18 protein-coding genes are annotated in these 21,469 nt (G+C 40.5%); 10 read left to right on the forward strand and 8 right to left on the reverse strand.

Annotation, left to right across the window (positions count from 1 at the left end):
- Positions 1-46: 46 nt before the first annotated feature.
- The 3 genes from MSBR3_RS20050 to MSBR3_RS05600 all read right to left on the reverse strand — a co-directional run bounded on the left by MSBR3_RS20050 (position 47) and on the right by MSBR3_RS05600 (position 1,521).
- The gene (locus MSBR3_RS20050; RefSeq protein WP_155396733.1) at positions 47-208 is read right to left on the reverse strand and encodes a hypothetical protein; all 162 of its coding nucleotides are present in this window, start codon (positions 206-208) and stop codon (positions 47-49) included.
- Between the two features lie 178 nt (positions 209-386).
- On the reverse strand, positions 387-692 hold the full coding sequence (locus MSBR3_RS05595; RefSeq protein WP_048107028.1) for a hypothetical protein: 306 nt from the start codon (positions 690-692) through the stop codon (positions 387-389).
- A 109-nt stretch (positions 693-801) separates the two neighbouring features.
- Positions 802-1,521: a pirin family protein gene (locus tag MSBR3_RS05600; protein WP_048107030.1), complete on the reverse strand. Its 720-nt coding sequence runs from the start codon at positions 1,519-1,521 to the stop codon at positions 802-804.
- Between the two features lie 342 nt (positions 1,522-1,863).
- Here MSBR3_RS05600 and MSBR3_RS05605 point away from each other — a divergent pair, with 342 nt between their 5' ends.
- The gene (locus MSBR3_RS05605) at positions 1,864-2,772 is read left to right on the forward strand and encodes a TIGR00269 family protein (protein WP_048107032.1); all 909 of its coding nucleotides are present in this window, start codon (positions 1,864-1,866) and stop codon (positions 2,770-2,772) included.
- 185 nt (positions 2,773-2,957) lie between these two features.
- Here MSBR3_RS05605 and MSBR3_RS05610 read toward each other — a convergent pair whose 3' ends face one another.
- Positions 2,958-3,764 (reverse strand): DUF7847 domain-containing protein, encoded by an 807-nt coding sequence (locus MSBR3_RS05610; protein ID WP_230627848.1) that lies wholly within the window; start codon positions 3,762-3,764, stop codon positions 2,958-2,960.
- Positions 3,765-4,300: 536 nt separating this feature from the next.
- Here MSBR3_RS05610 and MSBR3_RS05615 point away from each other — a divergent pair.
- Positions 4,301-6,175 carry a PGF-pre-PGF domain-containing protein gene (locus MSBR3_RS05615; protein ID WP_230627851.1) on the forward strand — a complete coding sequence of 625 codons (1,875 nt, stop codon included), beginning with the start codon at positions 4,301-4,303 and terminating at the stop codon, positions 6,173-6,175.
- Positions 6,176-6,543: 368 nt separating this feature from the next.
- Complete coding sequence (locus MSBR3_RS05620; protein WP_052723297.1) at positions 6,544-7,053, forward strand: DUF523 domain-containing protein; 510 nt, start codon at positions 6,544-6,546, stop codon at positions 7,051-7,053.
- A 586-nt stretch (positions 7,054-7,639) separates the two neighbouring features.
- On the opposite strand, the gene mobA is transcribed toward MSBR3_RS05620, so the two are convergent.
- Both mobA and MSBR3_RS05630 read right to left on the reverse strand, forming a co-directional pair.
- Complete coding sequence (mobA, locus tag MSBR3_RS05625) at positions 7,640-8,317, reverse strand: molybdenum cofactor guanylyltransferase (RefSeq protein ID WP_048107035.1); 678 nt, start codon at positions 8,315-8,317, stop codon at positions 7,640-7,642.
- Positions 8,318-8,378: 61 nt separating this feature from the next.
- A complete protein-coding gene (locus MSBR3_RS05630) occupies positions 8,379-9,236 on the reverse strand; it encodes a molybdopterin synthase (protein ID WP_048107037.1) in 858 nt (285 codons plus the stop codon).
- A gap of 305 nt (positions 9,237-9,541) precedes the next feature.
- Here MSBR3_RS05630 and radC point away from each other — a divergent pair, with 305 nt between their 5' ends.
- The 4 genes from radC to MSBR3_RS05655 all read left to right on the forward strand — a co-directional run bounded on the left by radC (position 9,542) and on the right by MSBR3_RS05655 (position 14,524).
- Positions 9,542-10,231: a RadC family protein gene (gene radC / locus MSBR3_RS05635; RefSeq protein WP_048107039.1), complete on the forward strand. Its 690-nt coding sequence runs from the start codon at positions 9,542-9,544 to the stop codon at positions 10,229-10,231.
- A 390-nt stretch (positions 10,232-10,621) separates the two neighbouring features.
- Positions 10,622-11,200 (forward strand): flavodoxin family protein, encoded by a 579-nt coding sequence (locus MSBR3_RS05640; RefSeq protein WP_048107041.1) that lies wholly within the window; start codon positions 10,622-10,624, stop codon positions 11,198-11,200.
- Positions 11,201-11,600: 400 nt separating this feature from the next.
- A complete protein-coding gene (mmp11, locus tag MSBR3_RS05650) occupies positions 11,601-12,512 on the forward strand; it encodes a methanogenesis marker protein 11 (protein ID WP_080942213.1) in 912 nt (303 codons plus the stop codon).
- 197 nt (positions 12,513-12,709) lie between these two features.
- A complete protein-coding gene (locus MSBR3_RS05655) occupies positions 12,710-14,524 on the forward strand; it encodes a thiamine pyrophosphate-dependent enzyme (protein ID WP_048107046.1) in 1,815 nt (604 codons plus the stop codon).
- Between the two features lie 199 nt (positions 14,525-14,723).
- Here MSBR3_RS05655 and MSBR3_RS21610 read toward each other — a convergent pair whose 3' ends face one another.
- Both MSBR3_RS21610 and MSBR3_RS20055 read right to left on the reverse strand, forming a co-directional pair.
- Positions 14,724-14,816: a PGF-CTERM sorting domain-containing protein gene (locus MSBR3_RS21610; protein WP_196297049.1), complete on the reverse strand. Its 93-nt coding sequence runs from the start codon at positions 14,814-14,816 to the stop codon at positions 14,724-14,726.
- A 62-nt stretch (positions 14,817-14,878) separates the two neighbouring features.
- Complete coding sequence (locus tag MSBR3_RS20055; RefSeq protein WP_155396735.1) at positions 14,879-15,055, reverse strand: hypothetical protein; 177 nt, start codon at positions 15,053-15,055, stop codon at positions 14,879-14,881.
- Positions 15,056-15,242: 187 nt separating this feature from the next.
- On the opposite strand from MSBR3_RS20055, the gene MSBR3_RS20060 reads away from it, so the two are divergent.
- From MSBR3_RS20060 to MSBR3_RS05665, 3 genes are all read left to right on the forward strand, one after another.
- Positions 15,243-15,407: a hypothetical protein gene (locus MSBR3_RS20060; RefSeq protein ID WP_155396736.1), complete on the forward strand. Its 165-nt coding sequence runs from the start codon at positions 15,243-15,245 to the stop codon at positions 15,405-15,407.
- A gap of 758 nt (positions 15,408-16,165) precedes the next feature.
- Complete coding sequence (locus MSBR3_RS05660; protein ID WP_048110090.1) at positions 16,166-18,574, forward strand: DUF3160 domain-containing protein; 2,409 nt, start codon at positions 16,166-16,168, stop codon at positions 18,572-18,574.
- Positions 18,575-18,977: 403 nt separating this feature from the next.
- A complete protein-coding gene (locus tag MSBR3_RS05665) occupies positions 18,978-21,341 on the forward strand; it encodes a DUF3160 domain-containing protein (protein WP_048107048.1) in 2,364 nt (787 codons plus the stop codon).
- Positions 21,342-21,469: the final 128 nt, after the last annotated feature.

Genomic DNA, 21,469 nt, shown 5'->3' on the forward strand with positions numbered 1-21,469 from the left:
CATGCAGTTCTAAATGCTAATTTTGAATGGGGTTCATGAGTAGCATTTAGCGAAACACAGAGCAAGGAAACTGAGGTTCGCCATTCCTCAACCTTGCCCTCCACAAATCTGAAACCCCGCCCGAATGGGAAGCTATTGAGGTTTTTTGCCATTCCTCAAGCTTTAGTTCGGAAGAGGTTTCAAGGGAAACGGAACTGAGGTTCGCCATTCCTCACTCCGGTTCCGGAAGATCAGAAGCAAAAAGAAGTGAGAGGAAAATCCCTCTCTATACTGTTTTACCTCTCACTTCAGTTCTTTTCTATCCACGATTTATCCTTTGTATATCTATTGAATCATTCAGATTCTGCCTTTAACTCCAATCTATACTCTGTTATAATTATCAATTCTTATCCATTCCCTCTTCCGGGCTGTCCTTCTTTTTTGTCACTTCCTCTTCCAGGCTGCTCCTCTTTTTTGTCACTCCCTCTCTCAGGCTGTTCTTCCTCATCCTCCCTTGACTGTTCTGACCTTCTTCCATTACTTCCTCTCTCAGGCTGTTCCTGTTCAGCTTCTTCCGATAATCCCTGCTTTCCACTACTTCCTCTTCCAGGCTGTTTCTGTTTAATTTCCCCTGAATGATCCCGTTTTCCATTACTTCCTCTTCGAGGTTGTTCTTTGCTGTCACTTCCTCTCTCAGGCTGTTCCTGGTTCATTTAATGCCTCTTTTTCTTTGTTTTACTTTATTTCTTTTCCTTTTTCGTTCCTCTGTTTTCCGTCTCGGTTTTCCTTTTTTCCGCGTTCCTTTCTCGGTTTTCCTCCTCTTTATTTCACAAATTTCTCACGGCTTGCAGGTATATCGATCAGCACGAATTCTGCAGAAGAAGTCGTATCCAGGTGAAGGCTTTCTTCCTGATTAAGACGGGCCTGATCTCCCTGCCCGAGTTTTTGTCCATTGACAGAGAGTTCACCAGCCGAGATGTATATAAAAACAAGTCTACCTTCTTTTAAATCAAAGTGGAGGATATGCTCTTTTTCGAGGCAGGTACGGTAAATGGTTGCGTCTGCATTAATCTTCAGGACATCCTCAAAACCCTGTCCTGAAGCTAGAGGAAGTAATCGGTTTTTCCAGTTTGAAGCTTCGAATCTCTTTTTAGAGTATGCAGGCTCCAGATGGCTTCTGTACGGAGAAATCCAGATCTGGTATAAACGAAGGGATTTCTTTCCCCTATTAAATTCCGAATGTTCTATACCCGTGCCTGTTGTAATACATTGCACATCTTCATTCCTCAGAGTACCCCTATTTCCTATGTTGTCCTGATGAGTAAGTTCTCCTTCAAGCACTATCGTTGTTATCTCCATTTCAGCATGCGGATGAAATGAAAATCCTTTGTCTGGCTCAATGATAAACTCATTAAAAGCGCTAAGCTCCCCGAAACGGAGATTTTCCGGATTATAATAATCCGAATAAGAGAAAAGGAAGAAACTTTTAACCCAGCCCTTATCGGAGTAGTACCTTTCTTCTGCCGGAATAATCCTGATCACAAAAACCCCCTTTGTGTTTCTCAGATATTATTTGGTTATTTGATTATTTGAATAATATGCAGATTTATTAACTGAAAAAGATAATACACCTGGAAACAAGAGTTCTGAACATTGTTCGTAAAGCATGAAGAAACAAACAGAAAATAAACGGAAAATAGGCAGAAAATAGGAAAAAGACCGTAAAAAATTTCCGTAAAAATACATAAAAAACAATATATACAAGCGGTCCCTTTCCTAAATGAATTCAGGCACAGAACAATTAAAAATAATTAAATTATATCTGTTTGTCAGATTTAAGCTTATCAGATTATTTTTCAGACAATTAGCAAAAAAAGGATTCAAATGACAATCAAATGTAAAAAATGCAATCATGAAGCCGTCATTTTTCAGAAATATTCCGGAATGCACCTTTGCAAGAAACATTTTGTAGAAGATGTCGAGAGAAAAATCAAACTGACAATAAGAAAAGAGTATAGCATCCGCAAAAATGATGTGATAGCTGTTGCTCTAAGCGGCGGTAAGGACAGCTCGGTTGCCCTATATATAGTGCACAAAATTCTTGGGAACAGACCGGATATTGAAATCGTTGCAATTTCAGTGGACGAGGGAATAAACGGATACCGTCCCCATTCCCTCGAGGTTGCAAAAAGCCTCACAAAGATACTTGGGGTGAGGCATATCATAAAGTCCTTCAAAGAAGTACACGGAGTAACTATGGACGAGTTGGCTGCAACGGACCGGGAAAAAGGTGCATGTAGCTACTGCGGCGTTCTCAGGAAGAATATTCTTAATAGAACTGCACTTGAAATTGGAGCAACAAAACTTGTTACAGGACATAACCTGGATGATGAAGCCCAGACAATTCTTCTCAATCACTTAAGGGGAGATGTGGAACGCTTGGTCAGACTCGCTCCGCCTGCAGCTATTGAAGGCCTGGTCTTACGAGCAAAACCTCTAAGGAATATCCCTGAAAAAGAAGTAGCACTCTATGCCATTATAAACTCCCTTCCTGTGGACTTCAGTGAATGTCCATATGCAGGAGAAGCCCTCCGAGGAGAGATAAGGGAACTTCTGAACAACTTTGAGGCAAAGCACCCTGGAACCAAATATTCCCTGCTCAGGGGCTTTGACAAGCTTGCAGGCGCACTTATTAAGGAAATGCCGCCCGCAAAAATCGGGAAATGCAGGATTTGCGGGGAGACCTGCACTGAAGATGTATGCCAGACCTGCAAATTGCTTGGCCGAGCTTAAAAATAGAAACTAAAATGAAACTAAAATGAAACTAAAATGAAACTAAAAACAGAAACTAAAAACAGAAACTAAATAAAAGTATTAGCTTCTTAGATTAACCTTTCAAAATTGATCTTGCAGAAATTATCCTTCAGAAAGATTTTCGAGAAACTAGCTTCTCGGAAAAATCTTTCAAAATTTACTTTTCAGAAGTTATCCGGGTAGGAAAGCAGATCTGAGGGGTCATAAAGCTTTCTTCCTTTTCTGGCCATATAGAGGCGTGTCCACAAGACAGCCGTCAGAGGCTGTAGAATCACAATTGGAATCAGAGATATAACTAATGTAAACAGGGTGTTTCCTGAACTTACAAATTCGCTGACCAGACCATCAAGTATAGCCAACCCGATAGTGATTATCCAGATAAGGAAAACATCCAGCTTATTATTTGTAAAGAAACGAAAACTTTCACTCAAAGCCTCAAGGGGTCCAAGTTCGTCGATCACAATGGCATAGCTGCTGAGAGAAAGTGCGAGATTGAGGATTACTATATAAGCGGTCCAGAGAATGAATCCGATACCAAGTACCATCACGCCTTTTACTGAGGCTTCCGGATTTTGGATTAACGTACTCAGATCCCCTACTGCGAAGGCTCCGGGCACTATAAATATGACTCCTACAAGCAGGAGCAGAGTAGTCAGCAGGACTGCAAGGAAAAGCCTGAAGGTGTTTTTTGAACTTGAAACCAGCATATCAAAGATGCCGGTATCTCCCGTCTCGGAGGCTTTTTTTGCCATTCCTATTGCTCCTGCTGTAAAGAAAGAGTGAACGAAAATAGCAAATAGGGAAAATCCGAGAATCAAAAACAAGGACAGTCCAAAGTTATCAGAAAAACCGTTCCATAATACGGAAAGGATTTCCTTGTTGGAAAGGGTTGCAGGATCGATAATACTTCCTGTATTTGAGGTAAAAAGCAAAACGCTTATCAAGCCAATGAAAAGGACATAAGTAATCATATTGATAAGAAAATTAAGGATAAACGGAATACAAATGTTTAAATTTCTAAACCAGCTGTTAAATCCTCTGTTAAGTACTGTTCCAAAATCTTCATACATGTGCTGTGACCTTCCAATTATAAGGGCAGTGCTCCTGCATTTCTCTTACAAACATACCCTACAGATTGTAAAAGTATAGCTGGTATGCAGGCTCACAGATACCATTTTTGAATACATATGCAGAAGATAAATATATAATCTCTTGTTTTCGTACAAAGGTAATAATGTTGAAGGCCAGATGGAAGACAGATGAAGATCAGGTTAGTACCATAACTGTGGTCTATCTGTTAATTACGAATAGGACTCCTTTTGGTCAACTCTTTTCCCTCACATGAAGAATATTTTCAAATGATTTTAATAATATTCTTGATTTAAGGTTAGAAACCTGGATTTACTATTTTCGAAGATGCGTAAACTTATTCAGATCCGATAATTGCCATATAATATGTCTTATATACCAAAAAATAATACAATGATATAAATCGGAGATGCAGGAAATGAAAAATCGATTTATTGCATTATTGTTATCAATTTTTATATTTATAACAGGATCGGGAATAGGTGCTGCAGCTGACATAATAGTACACAACGGAGAATCCATACAATCAGCTGTGGATAACGCAACACATGGAGATTCTATAATTGTAGAACCTGGTACTTATTATGAGAATGTCACTCTCAGTACATATGATCTGGTTATTATGTCCCAGTCAGGTAATCCTGACGACACGATAATTCAAGGAGATGGCTTTTTCCTCACAGGTGATGCACAGGAGATAACTATTAAAGGTTTTACCCTAAAAGGTACTGGTACATCTTATGGGGTGAATCTCGCTCAGTTCTCTAACTGCTTAATTGAAAAAAACAAAATTATGAATTATAGTACAGGCATTGACACAAATCTGTACTCTACTTTTACTATAAACGATAATGAAATTTCAAATTGTCAATCAGGAGTCTTTGTTGGAGAATGTTATTACGATGCTGTTGTCAAAAACAACAGGATTTCAAACTGTGGAACAGGAGTTGTTGTGGGAGATTTAGGTGACTCCAAAATTGAGAATAACACAATTAGAGAAAATGACCAGGGTATAGCCCTCATGTACGAAGGTCGTTCTGATATTGCCGGCAACACTATAAGTTTTAACAAAAAATGCGGAATTTACGATAAAGCAGACACTGGTAGTAAAATCTACAACAACTATTTCAATAACACAGTAAATGTAATTTTCGATAGCTATCACGATAACCCTAACACCTGGAACACTACCAGCACAACAGAAAAAAACATTATAGGCGGTCCCTATGTTGCAGGAAACTATTGGGCTAAACCTGATGGAACAGGCTTTTCCCAAACACATTATGACGTAAACGGAGACGGTATAGCAGAAGAAACAGTCAAACTCAGTGAAGGCGAAATCGACTATGCAGCTCTTGCAACGTCAGAGAATTCGACACCTGAGCAACCTCCAGGAGCAACTAATTCAACAGTCACGCCTTCCGAAAACGTCACATCTCCTTCAGAGGAAATTACAGACAATAATAGCACCAATTCTGACGGCAGTTCAGATGGCAGTTCAGATGGCAGTTCGGATGACAATTCAGATGACAGTTCCGATAACTCTGATGACGGTTCAGATGGCAATTCTGGTGAAAGCAGCCACAGCAGCGGAGGTAGCAGTGGTGGGGCAGGCGGTTCCCCAGAACCTCAAACTAACGTTCAGGTCAAGGAACTTTCACAGGCACAGGTTATTAACGGAAAAACTGTAATGTTTGATTTTACAAAGAATGCAACCTGTGTTGTGTATATCAGCTTTGATGCAAAGAAGACCGCAGGTAAGATTACAGCCATTGCCGAACAGCTTAAAGGAAAATCCACTCTGACTTCAGCACTGAACTCGGGTGAGGTATATAAGTACTTCAACCTCTGGGTCGGAAACAGTGGATTTGCAACCGAAAAGAACATCGAAAACCCTGAACTATGCTTCAAGGTCGAAAAGTCCTGGCTGCAGGATAAAAAAATTGACCAGACCTCAGTCACACTCAACATCTACAACGATAAAAAATGGTCGCAGCTGCCTGTAAAACTGTTAAAAGAAGACAACCAATACCTGTACTTCACGGCACAGCCCCCGACGTTCTCATTCTTTGCAATAGCAGGCAAAGCAACACAAAAGGGAGCCGTAAATGAAACACAGGCTAAATCTGATACTGAAAACCTCAGTAATAATACCGGAAACAATACCGGAAACGCAACAACAGGTGTTGAGCAAACTTCCGAGCAAAAAGAAAGTAAAGGTATTCCGGGCTTCGAAATGATTTACGGAATAATCGGGCTTACTGGAGTGTACCTGTATAGAAGAAAGCGATAATCTGGAGAGGTTATCTGGAGAGTTTCAAAATTACTCTTGATAAGATTAAGCCTTGACAGGGTTAAATCTTGACAGGGTTAAATCTTGACAGGGTTAAGTCTTGAAAGGACTGAATCTTGACAGGGTTAAGTCTTGAAAGGACTGAATCTTGACAGGGTTAAGTCTTGAAAGGATTGAGGATGAAACTGCAGTATTACTTAAAGAGTGAGACTTAAAGAGTGAGGAAATGATTTTAAATTAACACTCACTCCTTTTTACTGCCTCCTGAAAGCAGAGAAGGAAACATTCCAGATATTACCATTGCCAAAGCTGGAAAATAGGTAAAAGACACGAGAAAAACGGTTATTAAACAAAACACAGGTGAGGAGATGAAAAAGCTGGAAAATTACAAATGTTCTCAGGTTTCGGAAAAACCAGCTGCCAGCGGCGAAACCGAAGAAGTCCTGGTCATAGGCCACTGTTTGCTCAATCCTCTTGCAAGAGTAAAAGGAGTAAAACCAGTCCAGCCTATCGATACGCAAGGCGCGAACGTTATCCAGCTCCCCTGCCCGGAAGCGATGTTTTTTGGCATGAGGCGAAGGGAAATTACTAAAGACCAGCTTGACCATCCTGCCTACAGGCGCTTTTGCAGAGAAATCTTTACCCATTTTGCAGACCTGCTCGAAGACCTTGCAGCCAGCGGCGTAAAAATAAAAATTCTCGGCGTTCCTAAAAGCCCTTCCTGCGGTGTGGAAATTACAAGCGTTGGCGGAGAGCCAGGCAAGGTAAAAGAGTTTCACCACAAGCATGCACCGGGACCTGGGGTGTTTATGGAAGAGATTATAAAAGAGCTTAAGAAAAGGAATGTAAAGTTTGAGATCGAGGATGCGGGGAAGTAAGGAAATTAAATAAAAATTGGTGTTTCTTTACTAATTTAGTCTATTTATTCAGGAATACAAAGAAGAAATCTTTACTCTTCTTTCTGCTTGTGGGTTTTTTACAGGTGTCCGCAATAGTTTTTTGCTTACTAATTTTTACTGTTGTTTTTTGCAGGAAAGGTAGCTCTTCTGTGTCGAGTGAAACAAGAAAGGTTTAGCATTATATAAAGCTTTACAGGTCAGAATAGATCAAATAATATCATATCCCCAAAATAGTTTTTTGACTCGTATGATATCGAAAACCTCCGCCAGCTTGTCTGGCGGCCCTACACAAAAAGCAGAAAGAAGTCTAAAAAGGGAAAAAGAGATTTAAAAAGAGCTTTTTCGGGCAGTTGGTTCTATTATTCGTTTTGATTGTATTTTTCAGCTATTTATCTACACAATTTTTTGTTGTTTTTATCTCTTTTTCTTCTTTTTGTCTTTTTGTGGGAAAAGCCGCTCTCCTGCGTCGAGCGGGACAATGATCAAAAAATATAGAGGTTAAAAAGCAGAAAACAAAATATTATTAATTTAATATTCAAAAATTGTCCAGAGAATATGATTGAATTTATTGTGAGTTTTCTTTTTTGCTCGAAAGCCCTATAATACGTTTCATCTCATCAATCGTGTTTATGTTAGCAAAACTCCTCAATTCAGGATCAATCTTCCGAATTTCCGAAACCTCAACAAAAACAACATCCTTCATTTCAAAAACCGGTGTAAGTACTGAACGTTTTCCTTTCTCAAACGCTCTTTCAATTTCAGAAATCATTTTTTTTGAATAAACCGCATGCAAAGGTTCAAACTTTCCATCTTCCCATTTCGGAATGGCAGCATCATGCCCACTCGCTTTCTCAAAAAGCAGGTTTACAACCCTGGAATCTACAAAAGGCATATCCCCTGCACAGACAAAAGAATATTCCCCCCTGGATTCAAGCAGCCCTGCCCGGATGCCTTCAAGTGGGCCGGCGTCTTCCAGAGTATCAAAACAGAAACGGATTTCATGGGCAGGGAACTTTTCAAGCACCGGCCTGAACTTTTCTTCCTGATTTTTGTCCCGAAACGAGATAATAACCTCATCCACAACCCGAAAAAGGCTTTCCAGCAGGCGCTCAAGAATTGTTTTTCCTTCAAATTCGAGAAGGGCTTTTTCGACCGAGCCCATCCGCCTGCCTCTGCCGCCGGCCAGCACGATAGCGCTTCTGAATTTCTTTTGTTTTCGATTTGGTTCTGTTTTTTCGCCCATTTGACCATTTCCAGGGTTTTCTGTGACTTTTGTTCCCTTTCTGCTTAGATTCGTTTTCCCTTTAATTTTCAGGATGTTCTCTGTCGTGGACCCAGAATTCTTCTTCTTCCGTGAATTCCTTCTTCCAGATGGGAGCTTCAGCTTTAATGCGTTCTATGGCTTCGCTGAGAGCGGGGAAAAGCTCTGTCCTGTGAGCGGATGCGATAACGATGTATACTATGTCTTCTCCGGCTTTGATAACGCCTGTTTTGTGGTGGATCAGAACTTCAAGGATGCCTTCTTTTTGTTTAAGTTCGTCCCGAATCCGGTCAAGAGATTTTGAAGCTTCCGGTTCGTATTTTTCGAATTCAAGCTTTGAAGTTCTTTCGTTTCCGGCCAGCTCGCGGACAATGCCGGAAAAGGTTCCGATTGCGCCTGCTTTTCGGATGGCAGGGTTTTTTCTGGCTTTCTTTATCAGGGCTTCCAGGGTGTACCTGTCAGGCTGGGCTATGGCTATTCCTACAAGGGTGGCTGTAAGCTCCTCGTGCATATCGATGTCTGCCGGCAGCCTGAAAACGACGTTGGAAACACTTTTGAGGTCGCCGATTACAATTTTCGGAAGATTGCTTTCCTTGAATCCCTCTACCACGGCAAAATCGAGACCCTGGTCACAAAGCAGGTCAAGCGCGTCTTCAAGGTTCAGGTCTCTGGAAAAGCTGACAACCTCAGTACCTGTTGCTTCTGTGCCCGTTATTTCTATTACTGTGTCAGCCCCGGCATCAAAGTGTCTGCCTGCATTGATTTCTGCCGGATTGAGGAGCTGTCCCTCCATGTACTTTATCGTGCCTACGGTTCCAAAACCGGAAAGATTCCGGACAAGAGCTGAGACTACGGATTCATTACCCGATTCTTTATACCCGACAACTGAAATGACTTTCATCAAAGAGCGTTATGCACTTTCCGGTATAAGTAAGGGCCGGCATTTTTGATCTTTTCATAATTATATGTAGTGTGGTGAAGATTCAAATATTGAAACTTTGATATTATATGCAAACAGTTTAACTGACATTTGACTGATGTTTAACTGACATTTGACTGATGTTTAACTGACATTTGACTGACGTTTAACTGACATTTGACTGATGTTAACTGACGTTTGACTGACATTTGATTATCTTGCTTGACTAACTTAAAATTTGGATTTACATAGAAATTTTCCGTAAATGGGAAATAGGGGGGTTGATTATGGAAATAAATAAGGTCAGAATTCAGGACATTCCTAAAGAGGAACGTCCAAGAGAGAGGCTTATCCGAAACGGGCCGGAATCACTTTCAAACGCGGAACTGCTTGGAATTATCCTCAGGACGGGATCAAGGGAAGAAAATGTTGTAAATCTGTGCAGCCGGATATTAACAGAATACAGTATCAAGCAACTCAGTCTTGCAAATGTTTCAAGGCTTATGCAGGTTCATGGGGTAGGAAAAGCAAAAGCTGCCCAGATAGCTGCGGTTTTCGAGCTTGCCCGCCGGCTCGAGACTTTTGTGGAAGAGCCTAAAAGAAAAGTTTGCTCGCCAAAGGATGTGTACATACTCATGTATCCTAAGATGCGCGAACAGAAAAAAGAAAAATTTATAACACTTTGCCTTGATACAAAAAATCAAATCCTCAAAGAAGAAGTCATATCCATCGGTAGCTTAAATGCGAGCATTGTTCATCCGCGTGAGGTCTTCAAGTCCGCACTTATGGAATCATCAGCGTCAGTAATTATGGTCCATAATCATCCTTCAGGGGATCCAAGCCCGAGTCGAGAAGACATAATGGTCACTGAGAAAATGGTAGAAGGAGGAAAACTCCTTGGAATTGACGTGCTTGATCATATCATTATCGGAGAAGGCAGATATGTGAGCCTTAAAGACGAGGGCTTTGTAAGATGAAATGACTTAAAGACCTGAAATCTGAATGTAGAGACCCTCTACTTATAGAAGAGTTTAGTGTAGAGAATTAAATGAAGAACCCTCAGTGTAGAAACTCAAAATGTAAAAACTCTCAGTGTAGAAACTTCAAATGTAAAAACTTTCAATACAAAAACTCTGAATATTAAGCGTTCAATATAAAAAGTCTCAATATAATCACTTTCTGGTTACTTTCCCTAATTGAAACAAGAATAAAATAATATATTAAAAATATGAAAGGGTTAACTGGAAAAATATTTAAAAAATAGTGGAAAATAGTGGAAAATAAAGTAGTTGAAAAATAGTGGAAAATAGTGGAAAATAAAGTAGTTGAAAAATAGTGAAAGATAGTGAAAAAAGTAGTTGAAGATTATGAAAGTTATAGGTATTAACGGAAGCCCACGAAAAGAAGGCAATACTGCAATCCTGATTCAAACCGTATTTGAGGAATTGACAAAAGAGGGCATCGAAACCGAACTTATTCAACTATCTGGAAAAAACATAGAAGGATGCAAAGCTTGTTGGGCTTGCCATAAAAACAAAAATAAGCAATGTGTCATCACGGATGATTTTTTTAACGAATGTTTTGCAAAAATGCTTGCTTCAGACGGAATTATTCTAGGGTCACCGGTATATTCAGCGGGTGTGACCTCGCAAATAAAGGCCTTAATTGACAGGGCAAGCATGGTACTTGCAGGAAATAAAGGGGTTTTCAAGCACAAAGTAGGAGCCTCAGTTGTAGCTGCTCGCAGAGGCGGTGCTATAAGTGCTTTTGATACCCTGAACAATTTTCTATATAGCAAAGAAATGTTTTTGGTAGGATCGAGTTACTGGAATATGGCTTACGGGAATGCTATCGGAGAAGTAGAACAGGACCAGGAAGGCATTAACAACATGAAAAACCTTGGTCAAAATATGGCATGGATACTGAAAAAAATTCATAATAGTTGAATGTAATTTGGCGTCTCCAGTGAATTAAAATAAGGTTTAAGGGTTTCCTTTAAATCTTCTGGAAAAGCAGCCAGCAAACCTACCGATAGAAAGATAAATAGTTGTTTTATAACGGTTAGCTCATAGGCGGACTTGAAGAACTCATGCAAGTCCGTACTATCGAGTTTCACTTGTCTAATTTCACTTGTCTAATTTCACTTTATCGAGTTTCACCTCATCGAATTTACTAAAATTACGATACCTATATATATCTATAAGAGATGGGCATTTCGATAAAACAAATTTCCCTCCCAGTTTCGTATTCCTTAAAAAGGAGGTTTTCTGAATTACAAAACATATAAACGCCTGTGCACTGGACAGCAGGGATATTGAGGAAGTAATCCTGGATGATCCTTATACTGTGCCCTATAGGGGCATTTATGCTATCTGTGACGCGGCAAATGAGTATGCAGAGATAATTGAGCACTCTAATTGTTATAGTGGGGCCTGCTGGTCCCTCTACCACTATGCAAAAGCGCCACTTGTCCTGAAAGCCCGTTCGACCGGAAATATGATCCGTTATTTCATGAAAACCGGAACTTCAAACCTGGAACTCAAACCTTCGGTCGCGGCCGCAGGTATCGAATCAGTGATCGTGAATGGGGATGAGGTAGAGATCACCTATGCCGGGTTAGGAGGCGGAGGTGTTGGCGCAACCCGTTGCAGAGCATTTGCAGACGGAATTCTTCGTTATAAGATATCAGAATCAGGAGGCGAGAAATGCGCAAGGGGGACAATTGCAGTTCCGCGCAGGGAACGCGTCCTCATAGGTATAGATGACACTGACTCAAAAGACGTAGGAGCCACCTGGACTCTGACCCATAACATTGCAAAAAAACTGGACTGCAATGAAGCTGTTTATCTTTCACATTCTCTTGTCCAGCTTTTCCCTGTCCCGGAAAAGACCCAAAACTGCATGTCTACTGTGCTTGAATTCGGCTGTGTAAACGATAAAGCGAAATCAAGGCTGGTAGATACTTTCAAAAAAGCAATAAAAAAATATACCGCTTCAACGCAAACCGGATTGGTTGTCCTCTCGGATTTCTATGCAAAAGGACTATATCAATACAGCAACCGCTGTCGGACTGAAAGGATCTCGAAAGAGGAAGCTATGCAGTGCGCCAGGAAAAACGGTGTAGAAGTCCTGCTTGACGGCAACGGAGTAATAGGTGCACTTGCCTCTCTTCCCTGGTTCGGAAGACCTGATGAGTCCATAATTCCCGGTACTGAGATCGAGCCTCTTACTATTGAGAAACTTAAAAATAGTGTTTAAGAAATTAAGAAAATAGGATAAAAAAGTAAGGACTCCGAAATAGAAAACTCAATTCGGGTTTAAATTACTTGAACACTGAGTTAGATGGAACTCAAGTCCAAACGGATTTTACAAAACTTTGTTACAAAACTTTGTTGCAAAACTTTGTTACAAAACTTTGAATTCGACATATTCTGAATTCCGAGCGTGGGATCAGCTTGAAAGAAAAAAAAGAAGTAATAGAGTACACCGGGTTTCAAGCCCTTTACCTTGCAGCACTTGATAGTGATGTCAGCTTCATAACAGGTGTCCCAGGGTATCCTGTTACCTCCCTTATGGAACTTTTTTTGAGAATAACTGGGGATTATAGTGCCAGGTGGTTCACAAACGAGAAAGTTGCCCTTGAAACAGCTCTAGGATCGTCGGTTTCCGGCAGAAGAACGCTTGTGCTCGTAAAGCACGTGGGGATGAACCTGCTTTCTGATCCTCTTATAACCTCGGTCACACACACTATCGGAGCCGGCCTTGTCATAATTGCAGGAGATGACCCTGGTGCAAAGGGCTCTCAGAACGAACAAGACTCTCGCTGGTATGGCCGGATAGCAGAGATAGCAGTGTTTGACCCTACTTCTCCAGATACGGCATACAGGTCACTGAGACGAGCTTACGAGCTTTCGGAAGAGACAAAGACACCTGTTCTTCTGAGGGTAACAACAGGTCTGGAAAAAACTAAAGGAAAAGTAAACCGCCTTGGAAAGTCCTCAGCTCCTCATCCTGAGTTTGACCATGAAATCTGGAAAAAACGAATGGTAGAAAAACACAGGCTTTTTCATCTCAGGACATATCCCTTGCTGGAAGAGGAAGCTGAAAACACCGACCTTAATGAGGTAAGGGAAAGGACTGCCGAAAATACAGCAGACGAATCAGTTTTGGGACGTGAGTGTCTAGGTATCATTTCCTCAGGTTTCACGTCTTCGATCGTGGAAGAAATACTAAGTAAGCAGAACAAGTTTCGTGCTGAGGTTTCTTATCCTGAAATATCTCACCTATCGCTGGGCCTTGTAAACCCTCTTCCTCTCAAAAAGATAAAGGATTTTCTGAAGATCAACCAGAAAGTGCTCGTGGCAGAAGAATCCGAACCTTTTATAGAAGAACAGATCCGAATCACTGGCAAGGTTTATGGGAAAAAGACAGGACATCTTCCATACGGGCAGGTCAGGCCTGAAGATCTTGAATTTGCCCTTGAGCATATTGAAGAAGAAATTTTAAAACTTGAAGCTACTACTTCTTTCGGAGCTGAAAATAAAAAAAGGGTTGGAATCTGCGATAACTGTGCGTACCTTCCCCTTTACCGCTTTCTTAGTACACTTGATGTGAGGATTGCCGGCGACATGGGCTGTTCCGTTAGGAGCGCACCCGAACCCCTTGCGGCAGTTGATGTTAGTTTTGCGCTCGGTTCGGCAATTTCAGTTGCATGTGGCTTTGAGAAAAAAGGTATAGCTGTTATCGGGGATTTCGCCCTGGCGCATTCAGGCATTCTAGGACTCCTTAGTGCCGCGAATACAGGCTGCAATGTACTTGTGCTCGTACTCCAGAATGAAGTTGCAGCCATGACCGGCGGGCAGGCAGTCCCGGATCTCAGGAAAGTGGTTGAGGCAATAACTCCTGACGTTTTGGTCTTCGATATCGATGTCAGTGAAAAGAAAGTAGTGGACGAAACTCAGAAAATAACGGATGAGACTGAGGAACAGGCGGATATAACAGAAGAAGTGGCGGATAAAGTAGAAGAAATAGCCAACAAAATAGAAGTAGAAGAAATAGCCAACAAAATAGAAGTAGAAGAAGTAGCCAATAAAATAGAAAAATTGACAGATAAAGCTGAGAATGAGATCAAAGTAGAGAATGGAATCGAAAAGCTACTCCTTACTCCCAAACTTTCGAAATTAATCCAGGCAAAACTTGCACTTCCAGGGATTTCTGTAATATTCATAAAAGGGAAGTGCAGGAAGTATTGTTCTGGAACCTTCTATTAATGTTTAGAGACCTAAAGTTCAAAAAAGTTGTAAGGTAGAACAACCGAAACCACATTTATAAGAATGACTCTTAAACAGAATAACTCTTGAACAGAATAACTCTTAAACGGAATAACTCTTAAACGGAATAACTCTTAGACAAGGCAAATAGTGGTTTTGCCAAATTTGACCGATATTCATTGAAACAACTCGTTCTTATCTATTTTCTTCTATACAAGAGTACGCTAATCAGACAGACGATGCAGGAAATAATTTCAAAACCTGGCAGGTCCTTATTTTCTTTCTCAAAAATGCTTGCGTTTCCTGTCTTTTGATTCTCTGTCTTTTTATCTCTTTTTTATGTTTCTTGCCCCCTCAGGCTTTTTTTTCAACATCTGATCCTATATATCCATTATTTTGTCCAAGAGTCTGAGGGTCAGGTTGAGGAAGGATTTCAGCCAGAATCTCCTCTTCTACCATTTTGCCTGTAATTACAAAAGAAGAGAATCCAGGAGTTTCGGCTGTGAAATACAGGTATATATCATTCCCCAATTAGAAGATATCTCTCTAAATATATTAACCTCAATTCCTACTGGCTTTTATAATCAAAAGCATCATGTCAAAAAATAGATAATGAAGAAAAACCAATTATCTACAGGGAAAAATTATTAGACACTTTTCAATATTTAAACTTATACTTAAGAATTAGTACTCAAAAGGGAAATGAGGGGGAAAAAATTTGGAGAGAAAATCTAAAATTTTACTGACTATTGGGACTTTGTTACTGGTAATGGGTATGCTCCTGAGTTTTACCAGAGACCCATTTCTATGGGGGACAGGAACTGTAACTGCACTATTCATGATACTGCTTTTTAAGATAGATCCTCTAAGTCCGAGTGAGTAAGAAAAAAAGGTAAGGGAGAAGAAAAGAAGGAAAAAATGTCCTTTTTTCTTTTACTAAATATAAAGAAGTTCAACTACCAGCACTTGAGATTTTTTATTAATCGGGTCTAGTATTATGAGTATTAAATTATACATTCTCAGAATATATCAGACTACATCAAACTAAATATTATCTGATATATAGAAAATTAAAACTTAAATTGGTTTTAACTTTTTTGACATCGTTTAACTATTCTGGCATTTTCCACTTCTTTATTTTTAACAATTTTTTATAATTTGCCATATATGAGAGTACATGATTGTTTTTATAATTAAATAATAACTTTGAATAATTTAAATACTAATTGGTAACTATATAATAAGATTTTTTTTTGAAGCTTTACATATTAATTCATTATACACAATTTATATCATAAGAAAGAAAAAATGAGTTATTAATAGAGAATGATAATCATTAATTTTTTATTTTAATTAATAATAGAAATTGTTAACCACTAATATTGTTTCTTGGACTAATAAAACGGAGAAATAAAATGGAAAAATAAAACGGAAAAGTAAAACGGAGAAAAAAACACAGAAAGAAAATATAGAAAGAAACGGAGAAAGATGCGGAGAAAGAAAATAGAGAAAGAAGCGGAAAAAGAAAAAATTGTTTTTCGCTCAAGCCTTTTTTCAAAAGGCTTGCCTGAGAACAAAAACCTACCTTTCAGGCAGGCTCCTCCAGTTCAATACAGAATCCAAAGCGACCGAGATGAGACAATGAAGCACCGAGTAAAGCCAATTGTAACCAACTTAATCCTGTTAATAGTTTTAGCTTCCCTCCTTACAGAAGGATGCCTGGGACAAAGTTCCGGTGCAAGCAGGGAGAACGTAACAGAAATAAAAGGAGAAAACAGTGAAATCTCTCAAAAGAACTACCTTAGGACCGAGGAAGTAACTCTTTCAGGTTCAGAGGTTGAAAACTCCTCCATTACAGGAAACTACACGCTTGAAGCTCTCGATGTTGAGTTAAAAGTGCCTTCTTATGAATTGCCTCTGCAAACGAAAGAAATTTCGAACTATGGAGACTTTTCCGGCAAAATCCATCTGGATAACTCAGCTCTTAAAATGCTGGAAAGCAATGGTTTCGTAGTAGTCGAAAACCCCTACGGTTCCTCAAAAGAAGACATAACTGCAATGTATTCTACTCTCAAAGACCAGGAAATCCCTATTTTCATTACTACGGATTCCCTGCTGCATCTTTACCATATCCAGTTTGATGAAACCCTGCGTAAGATCGAGGAGGAAGAGTTTTTCGATACTCTCTGGGAAACTGACCTTGCTCTGCTAAATGACTCTATAGAGAAGTATAACAGCACCACTGGTGAAGAACAGGAAGCTGCAAAGAGAAATACAGCCTACTTCTCAGTTGCTTTGAGCCTTCTGCAACCGAAGCCCGTACAGATACAGGCAGCAGAAAATACTTATGAAGACTTGGAAGAAGTAGATGATTACGGAGATGTGAATGAGGAGTCCCTTTTCCCTGCAGGTGCAGAAAAGCAATACCAGTTTGAGATTCCGGAATTCGTAAGAAAAGATGTTGAAGCCGAACTTGCCCTTATCGAAGCTCACCAGGGTTTTGAACTTTCCCCGATTTTCAAATATAAGGAAGACTATTCCCAGTATGCCCCTCGAGGCCACTATACTCGTTCTGAGAAACTGAAAAACTATTTCAGAGCTTTTATGTGGCACGGCAGGATGAGTATGCTGCTCAAGGAAAAATTAATCGAATCGGAAGACCCTGTAAAAGATGCTCGTATCCAGACTATTCAGGCAAGTTTAATTGCTTCTGAACTCCAAAAAAATTCTGAACTCCTTAAGAACTGGAACCGTATCTACGAGGTTACAGCTTTTTATGTAGGTTTTTCCGACGACCTTGGGCCTTATGAGTATATGGAAGCTCTGGATTCGATCTTTGGCAATGGAGAAAGGGAATTTAACAAAACAACAATTGAGGAACTGAAAGCTAAACTTGTAGAGTATCCGGGGCCGAAAATTTACGGAGGTACAGGAAACTGTGCTCTGGAGCCACCTTTTACTTCTGAGCAGGCTGAAGAGTGCCTTGAAAACACCACAGGTTTCCGCTTCATGGGTCAGCGCTTTATTCCTGACTCTTATGTGTTTTCGAACCTGGTCGGTGTTTATACGGGAGAATATACAGGAGAATATAACGAAAATGAGAAACCCTTTACTCTCGTAATTTCAGGAAACGGAGAAGCTATTCGCGGATTTCCACGAGGGCTTGATGTAATGGCCCTACTTGATTCGGGAAGGGCTGTTTACTGGCTCAATGAACTTAACGATTCCAGTTACGAAAACTACAGTATTCAGTATGGAAAAATGGAATCGGAATTCTCGAACTTCAGCACAGCCGACTGGAACAGGAACCTCTACTGGTCCTGGCTTTATTCTCTCCAGCCTCTCTTAAAAGACTATGGTTCAGGCTATCCGACATTTATGCAGACTGACGCCTGGCAGGATAAGGAATTGAGTACATCACTTGCCTCCTGGACCGAACTCAGGCACGATACCATTCTTTATGCCAAACAGAGCTACACTAACAAAGCAACATCAATGCCTTTTCCTTCTAAAGAAAAAGAGGTCGTAGGATATGTGGAACCTGTTCCTGATTTCTACGCCAGGCTGCTCGCCTTAACAAAAATGACAAATCAGGGCCTGGACGAAATGGGCGTGCTTGACCCGGTTTCAAAGTCAAGACTTGTGAACCTTGAAGATATCCTTTCCAGGCTTCAGGAGATATCGGAAAAAGAGCTTGAAAACAAAAAACTGACCGACGAAGACTATGAATTTATCAAAAATTTCGGAGACCAGCTTGAAGGTACTATAGCAGACGTTGACGAGAAAGCCAGGAAAACTACAGTTGTGGCCGATGTCCATACCGACAGTAACACAGAGACCGTGCTCGAAGAAGGTGTCGGGCATGTTGACATGCTGGTAGTTGCATACAAACTTCCGAACGGTAAGATTCTTCTAGGAGCCGGGCCCGTTATGAGCTATTACGAATTCAAGCAGCCTATGTCCGACCGTTTGACCGATGAGAAATGGAGAGAAATATTGGAGGCAAACCCACCAAAAAAACCTGAATGGGCATCTACCTACGTTTCTTAATTTTTTCTTAAAATTTTTATATTTTTATTTCTTTCAATCTTTCGTGTTCTAATATTTCTATTAATTATTTTTACAGCTACTGTCCAGTGCATCTTTTGTGGATCTAACTTACTATACTTTTGAATAGATTAAAATATTTTAATAGATAACTTATGAAAGTTAAGTTTTGAAATTTACCCCTTATACAGGCCTGTGCAAGTCTTCGGTTGCAAAACAGGACATCTGAACTATAAGACTGAGAAGGCAGAAATCCTACCTCTTTGAGCGAGAAAGCTCGAATCAGATAGTGACCCAGAATCAAATAGTGACCCAGAATCAAATAGTGACCCAGAATCAAATAGTGACCCAGAATCAAATAGTGACCCAGAATCAGATAGTGACCCAAAGTGACCGAGATGAAAGAATGAAGTACAAAACCAAGTTAGTTGCAATTCATTTGGTTTTTTTAATCCTCATAGTCTCCCTTTTTACAGGAGGATGCCTGGAACAAAGTTCCGGTTTAAATGAAAAAAACGGAACCGAAACGACCAAAGAAGTGAACAGTGACGGAAACACTTCAACCGGTCATCTGAAAACCGAAGCAGTAAATCTTTCCGGTTTTGAGGCTGAGAATTCATCACTTGTGGGGAATTACAGGCTTGATGCTCTTGATATAGAACTAAAAACTCCACAGTATGAACTTCCCTTGCAAGAATCCGATATTACTAATTATGAAAAGTTTTCTAAAAGGTTTCTGACCGATGAAGCGGCTCGAGAGAAACTGAAAGAAAACGGATTTGTGGTTATTTCCAACCCTTACAATCCAAAGGAAGACGATATTACTGCTATGTATAACAGCCTTGAAAACGAAGGTCAGTTGATTTTCATAACTTCAGATACGCTTCTTCACCTCTACCATGTCCAGTTTGATGACAGTATGAGCCAGATCGAGCAAAATAAATTATACGACATTCTGTGGGAACTTGATAAAGCCCTGCTTAATGCATCTGTGGAGGATTATAATAGAACTTCAGGGGAAGAAAAGGAAGCCACAAGAAGAAACGCAGCCTATTTCTCAGTTGCTTTGAGCCTGCTCCAGCCCAGAGATGAACAAATAAAAGAGATAACGGATCCTTACGGCCCTGAGGCAGGAGTATACTTTGACCCTGCAGCAAAAGAGAAGTATCAGTTCGTGATTCCTGAGTTTGTAAAAAAAGACGTTGAAGCCGAACTTGCTCTTATCGAAGCTCACCAGGGTTTTGAACTTTCTCCGATTTTCAAATATAAGGAAGACTATTCTCAGTACATACCACGTGGTCACTATACTCGCTCCGAAGTACTTCAAAATTATTTCAAGGCGTTTATGTGGCACGGCAGAATGAGCATGCTGCTCAACGAGAAATTGATCGAATCGGAAGATCCTGCAAAAGATGCCCGCATTCAGACTACACAGGCAGGCCTGATAACTTCCCGGCTTGAAAACGATCCCGATCTCTTCAACAAATGGGAACGGATCTATGCAATTACAGCTTTTTACGTAGGTATTTCCGATGACCTTGGACCTTACGAATATACGGAAGCAATGGAAACGGTGTTTGGAAACGGGTCAAGGAACTTTAACGCAACAACAATAGAAGAGCTGAAAGTAAAGCTTGCCGGATATCGGAGCCCGGAGATTTATGGCGGCACTGGAAGCGGAACCCACGATCTCATTCTAACGGCTGAGCAGGCCGATGAACTCCTTAATGATACGAAGGGCTTCAGATTCATGGGACAGCGTTTTATCCCTGATTCTTATATTTTCTCCAGGCTCATCGGTCCTTATACTAATGAGTACACTGGAAATCAGGAGAAATTGCCTTTCACCTATAAAGCTTCCGAATATGGAAACAACAGAGGTTTCCCTCGCGGACTTGATGCTATGGCTCTGCTGGGCTCGAAAAGAGCTGTTTACTGGCTTGATGAACTGAACGATTCCAGTTATAAAAATTACAGTCTTCGGTATGGAGAACTGGATTCGCAATTTTCGAACTTCAGTGCAGCCGACTGGAACAGGAACCTTTACTGGTCCTGGCTTTATTCTCTCCAGCCCCTCCTGAATGACTACGGCTCAGGCTACCCGACTTTTATGCAAACCAACGCCTGGCAGGACAAGGAATTGAGTACGTCACTGGCTTCATGGACCGAACTCAGGCACGATACGGTTCTCTATGCCAAGCAAACATATGGAGTAGATGTATCGCTTCCTGTGTTTGGAGACAAGCCCGTAGGATATGTGGAACCTGTACCTGAATTTTATAACAGATTGCTGGCCCTCACCCGAATGACTGAAAGCGGGCTTGAAGAGATGGACGCGCTTGACGAAGATTCAAGATGGAGATTTAAAAGCTTGGAGCAGACCCTTGAAAAGCTTATCGAAATTTCCGAAAAGGAACTTGCAAATGAGGAACTGACAGAGGAAGATAAAGTCTACATCTCCGAATTTGGAGAAATGATTTTAATGAGTGCAAGTGTTGACGAAGAAGCCAGGAAAACTACTCTTGCTGCAGATGTCTACACTGAACCAAATGACGGACTCGTACTTGAGGAAGGAACAGGATATGTGGATATGGCGATTGTGGCTTACAAGCTTCCTGACGGCAGGATTTTCCTGGCTGCAGGGCCCGTTATGAGCCATTACGAGTTCAAACAGCCAATGGAAGCTCGCCTGACCGATGAAAAATGGAGAGAAATGCTGGAGGCAAACCCGCCTGAGAGGCCGGAATGGGCTGTAACTTACAGGGTTTGATTTTACTCTCAAGTATTCCTAATAATTTTTAATTTTTTTATATTTTATGTCTTTCTTTTTATTCTTTCTTTTTATTCTTTCTTTTTTCTTTCTTTTTCTTTCTTTGAGATTACTTTTTAGCGTGTTTT

This window comes from Methanosarcina barkeri 3 (assembly GCF_000970305.1).
GTDB lineage: Archaea > Halobacteriota > Methanosarcinia > Methanosarcinales > Methanosarcinaceae > Methanosarcina > Methanosarcina barkeri_A.

Bases quoted from the DNA above. Each gene is read 5' to 3' on its own strand.
- MSBR3_RS05605 (WP_048107032.1), top strand. From the start codon at position 1,864: ATGACAATCAAATGTAAAAAATGCAATCATGAAGCCGTCATTTTTCAG.
- radC (WP_048107039.1), top strand. From the start codon at position 9,542: ATGGAAATAAATAAGGTCAGAATTCAGGACATTCCTAAAGAGGAACGT.
- MSBR3_RS05660 (WP_048110090.1), top strand. From the start codon at position 16,166: ATGAAGCACCGAGTAAAGCCAATTGTAACCAACTTAATCCTGTTAATA.
- MSBR3_RS05595 (WP_048107028.1), bottom strand. From the start codon at position 692: ATGAACCAGGAACAGCCTGAGAGAGGAAGTGACAGCAAAGAACAACCT.
- MSBR3_RS20050 (WP_155396733.1), bottom strand. From the start codon at position 208: ATGGCGAACCTCAGTTCCGTTTCCCTTGAAACCTCTTCCGAACTAAAG.
- MSBR3_RS05620 (WP_052723297.1), top strand. From the start codon at position 6,544: ATGAAAAAGCTGGAAAATTACAAATGTTCTCAGGTTTCGGAAAAACCA.
- mobA (WP_048107035.1), bottom strand. From the start codon at position 8,317: ATGGGCGAAAAAACAGAACCAAATCGAAAACAAAAGAAATTCAGAAGC.
- MSBR3_RS05610 (WP_230627848.1), bottom strand. From the start codon at position 3,764: ATGATTACTTATGTCCTTTTCATTGGCTTGATAAGCGTTTTGCTTTTT.
- MSBR3_RS05615 (WP_230627851.1), top strand. From the start codon at position 4,301: ATGAAAAATCGATTTATTGCATTATTGTTATCAATTTTTATATTTATA.
- MSBR3_RS05665 (WP_048107048.1), top strand. From the start codon at position 18,978: ATGAAGTACAAAACCAAGTTAGTTGCAATTCATTTGGTTTTTTTAATC.
- MSBR3_RS05630 (WP_048107037.1), bottom strand. From the start codon at position 9,236: ATGAAAGTCATTTCAGTTGTCGGGTATAAAGAATCGGGTAATGAATCC.
- MSBR3_RS05640 (WP_048107041.1), top strand. From the start codon at position 10,622: ATGAAAGTTATAGGTATTAACGGAAGCCCACGAAAAGAAGGCAATACT.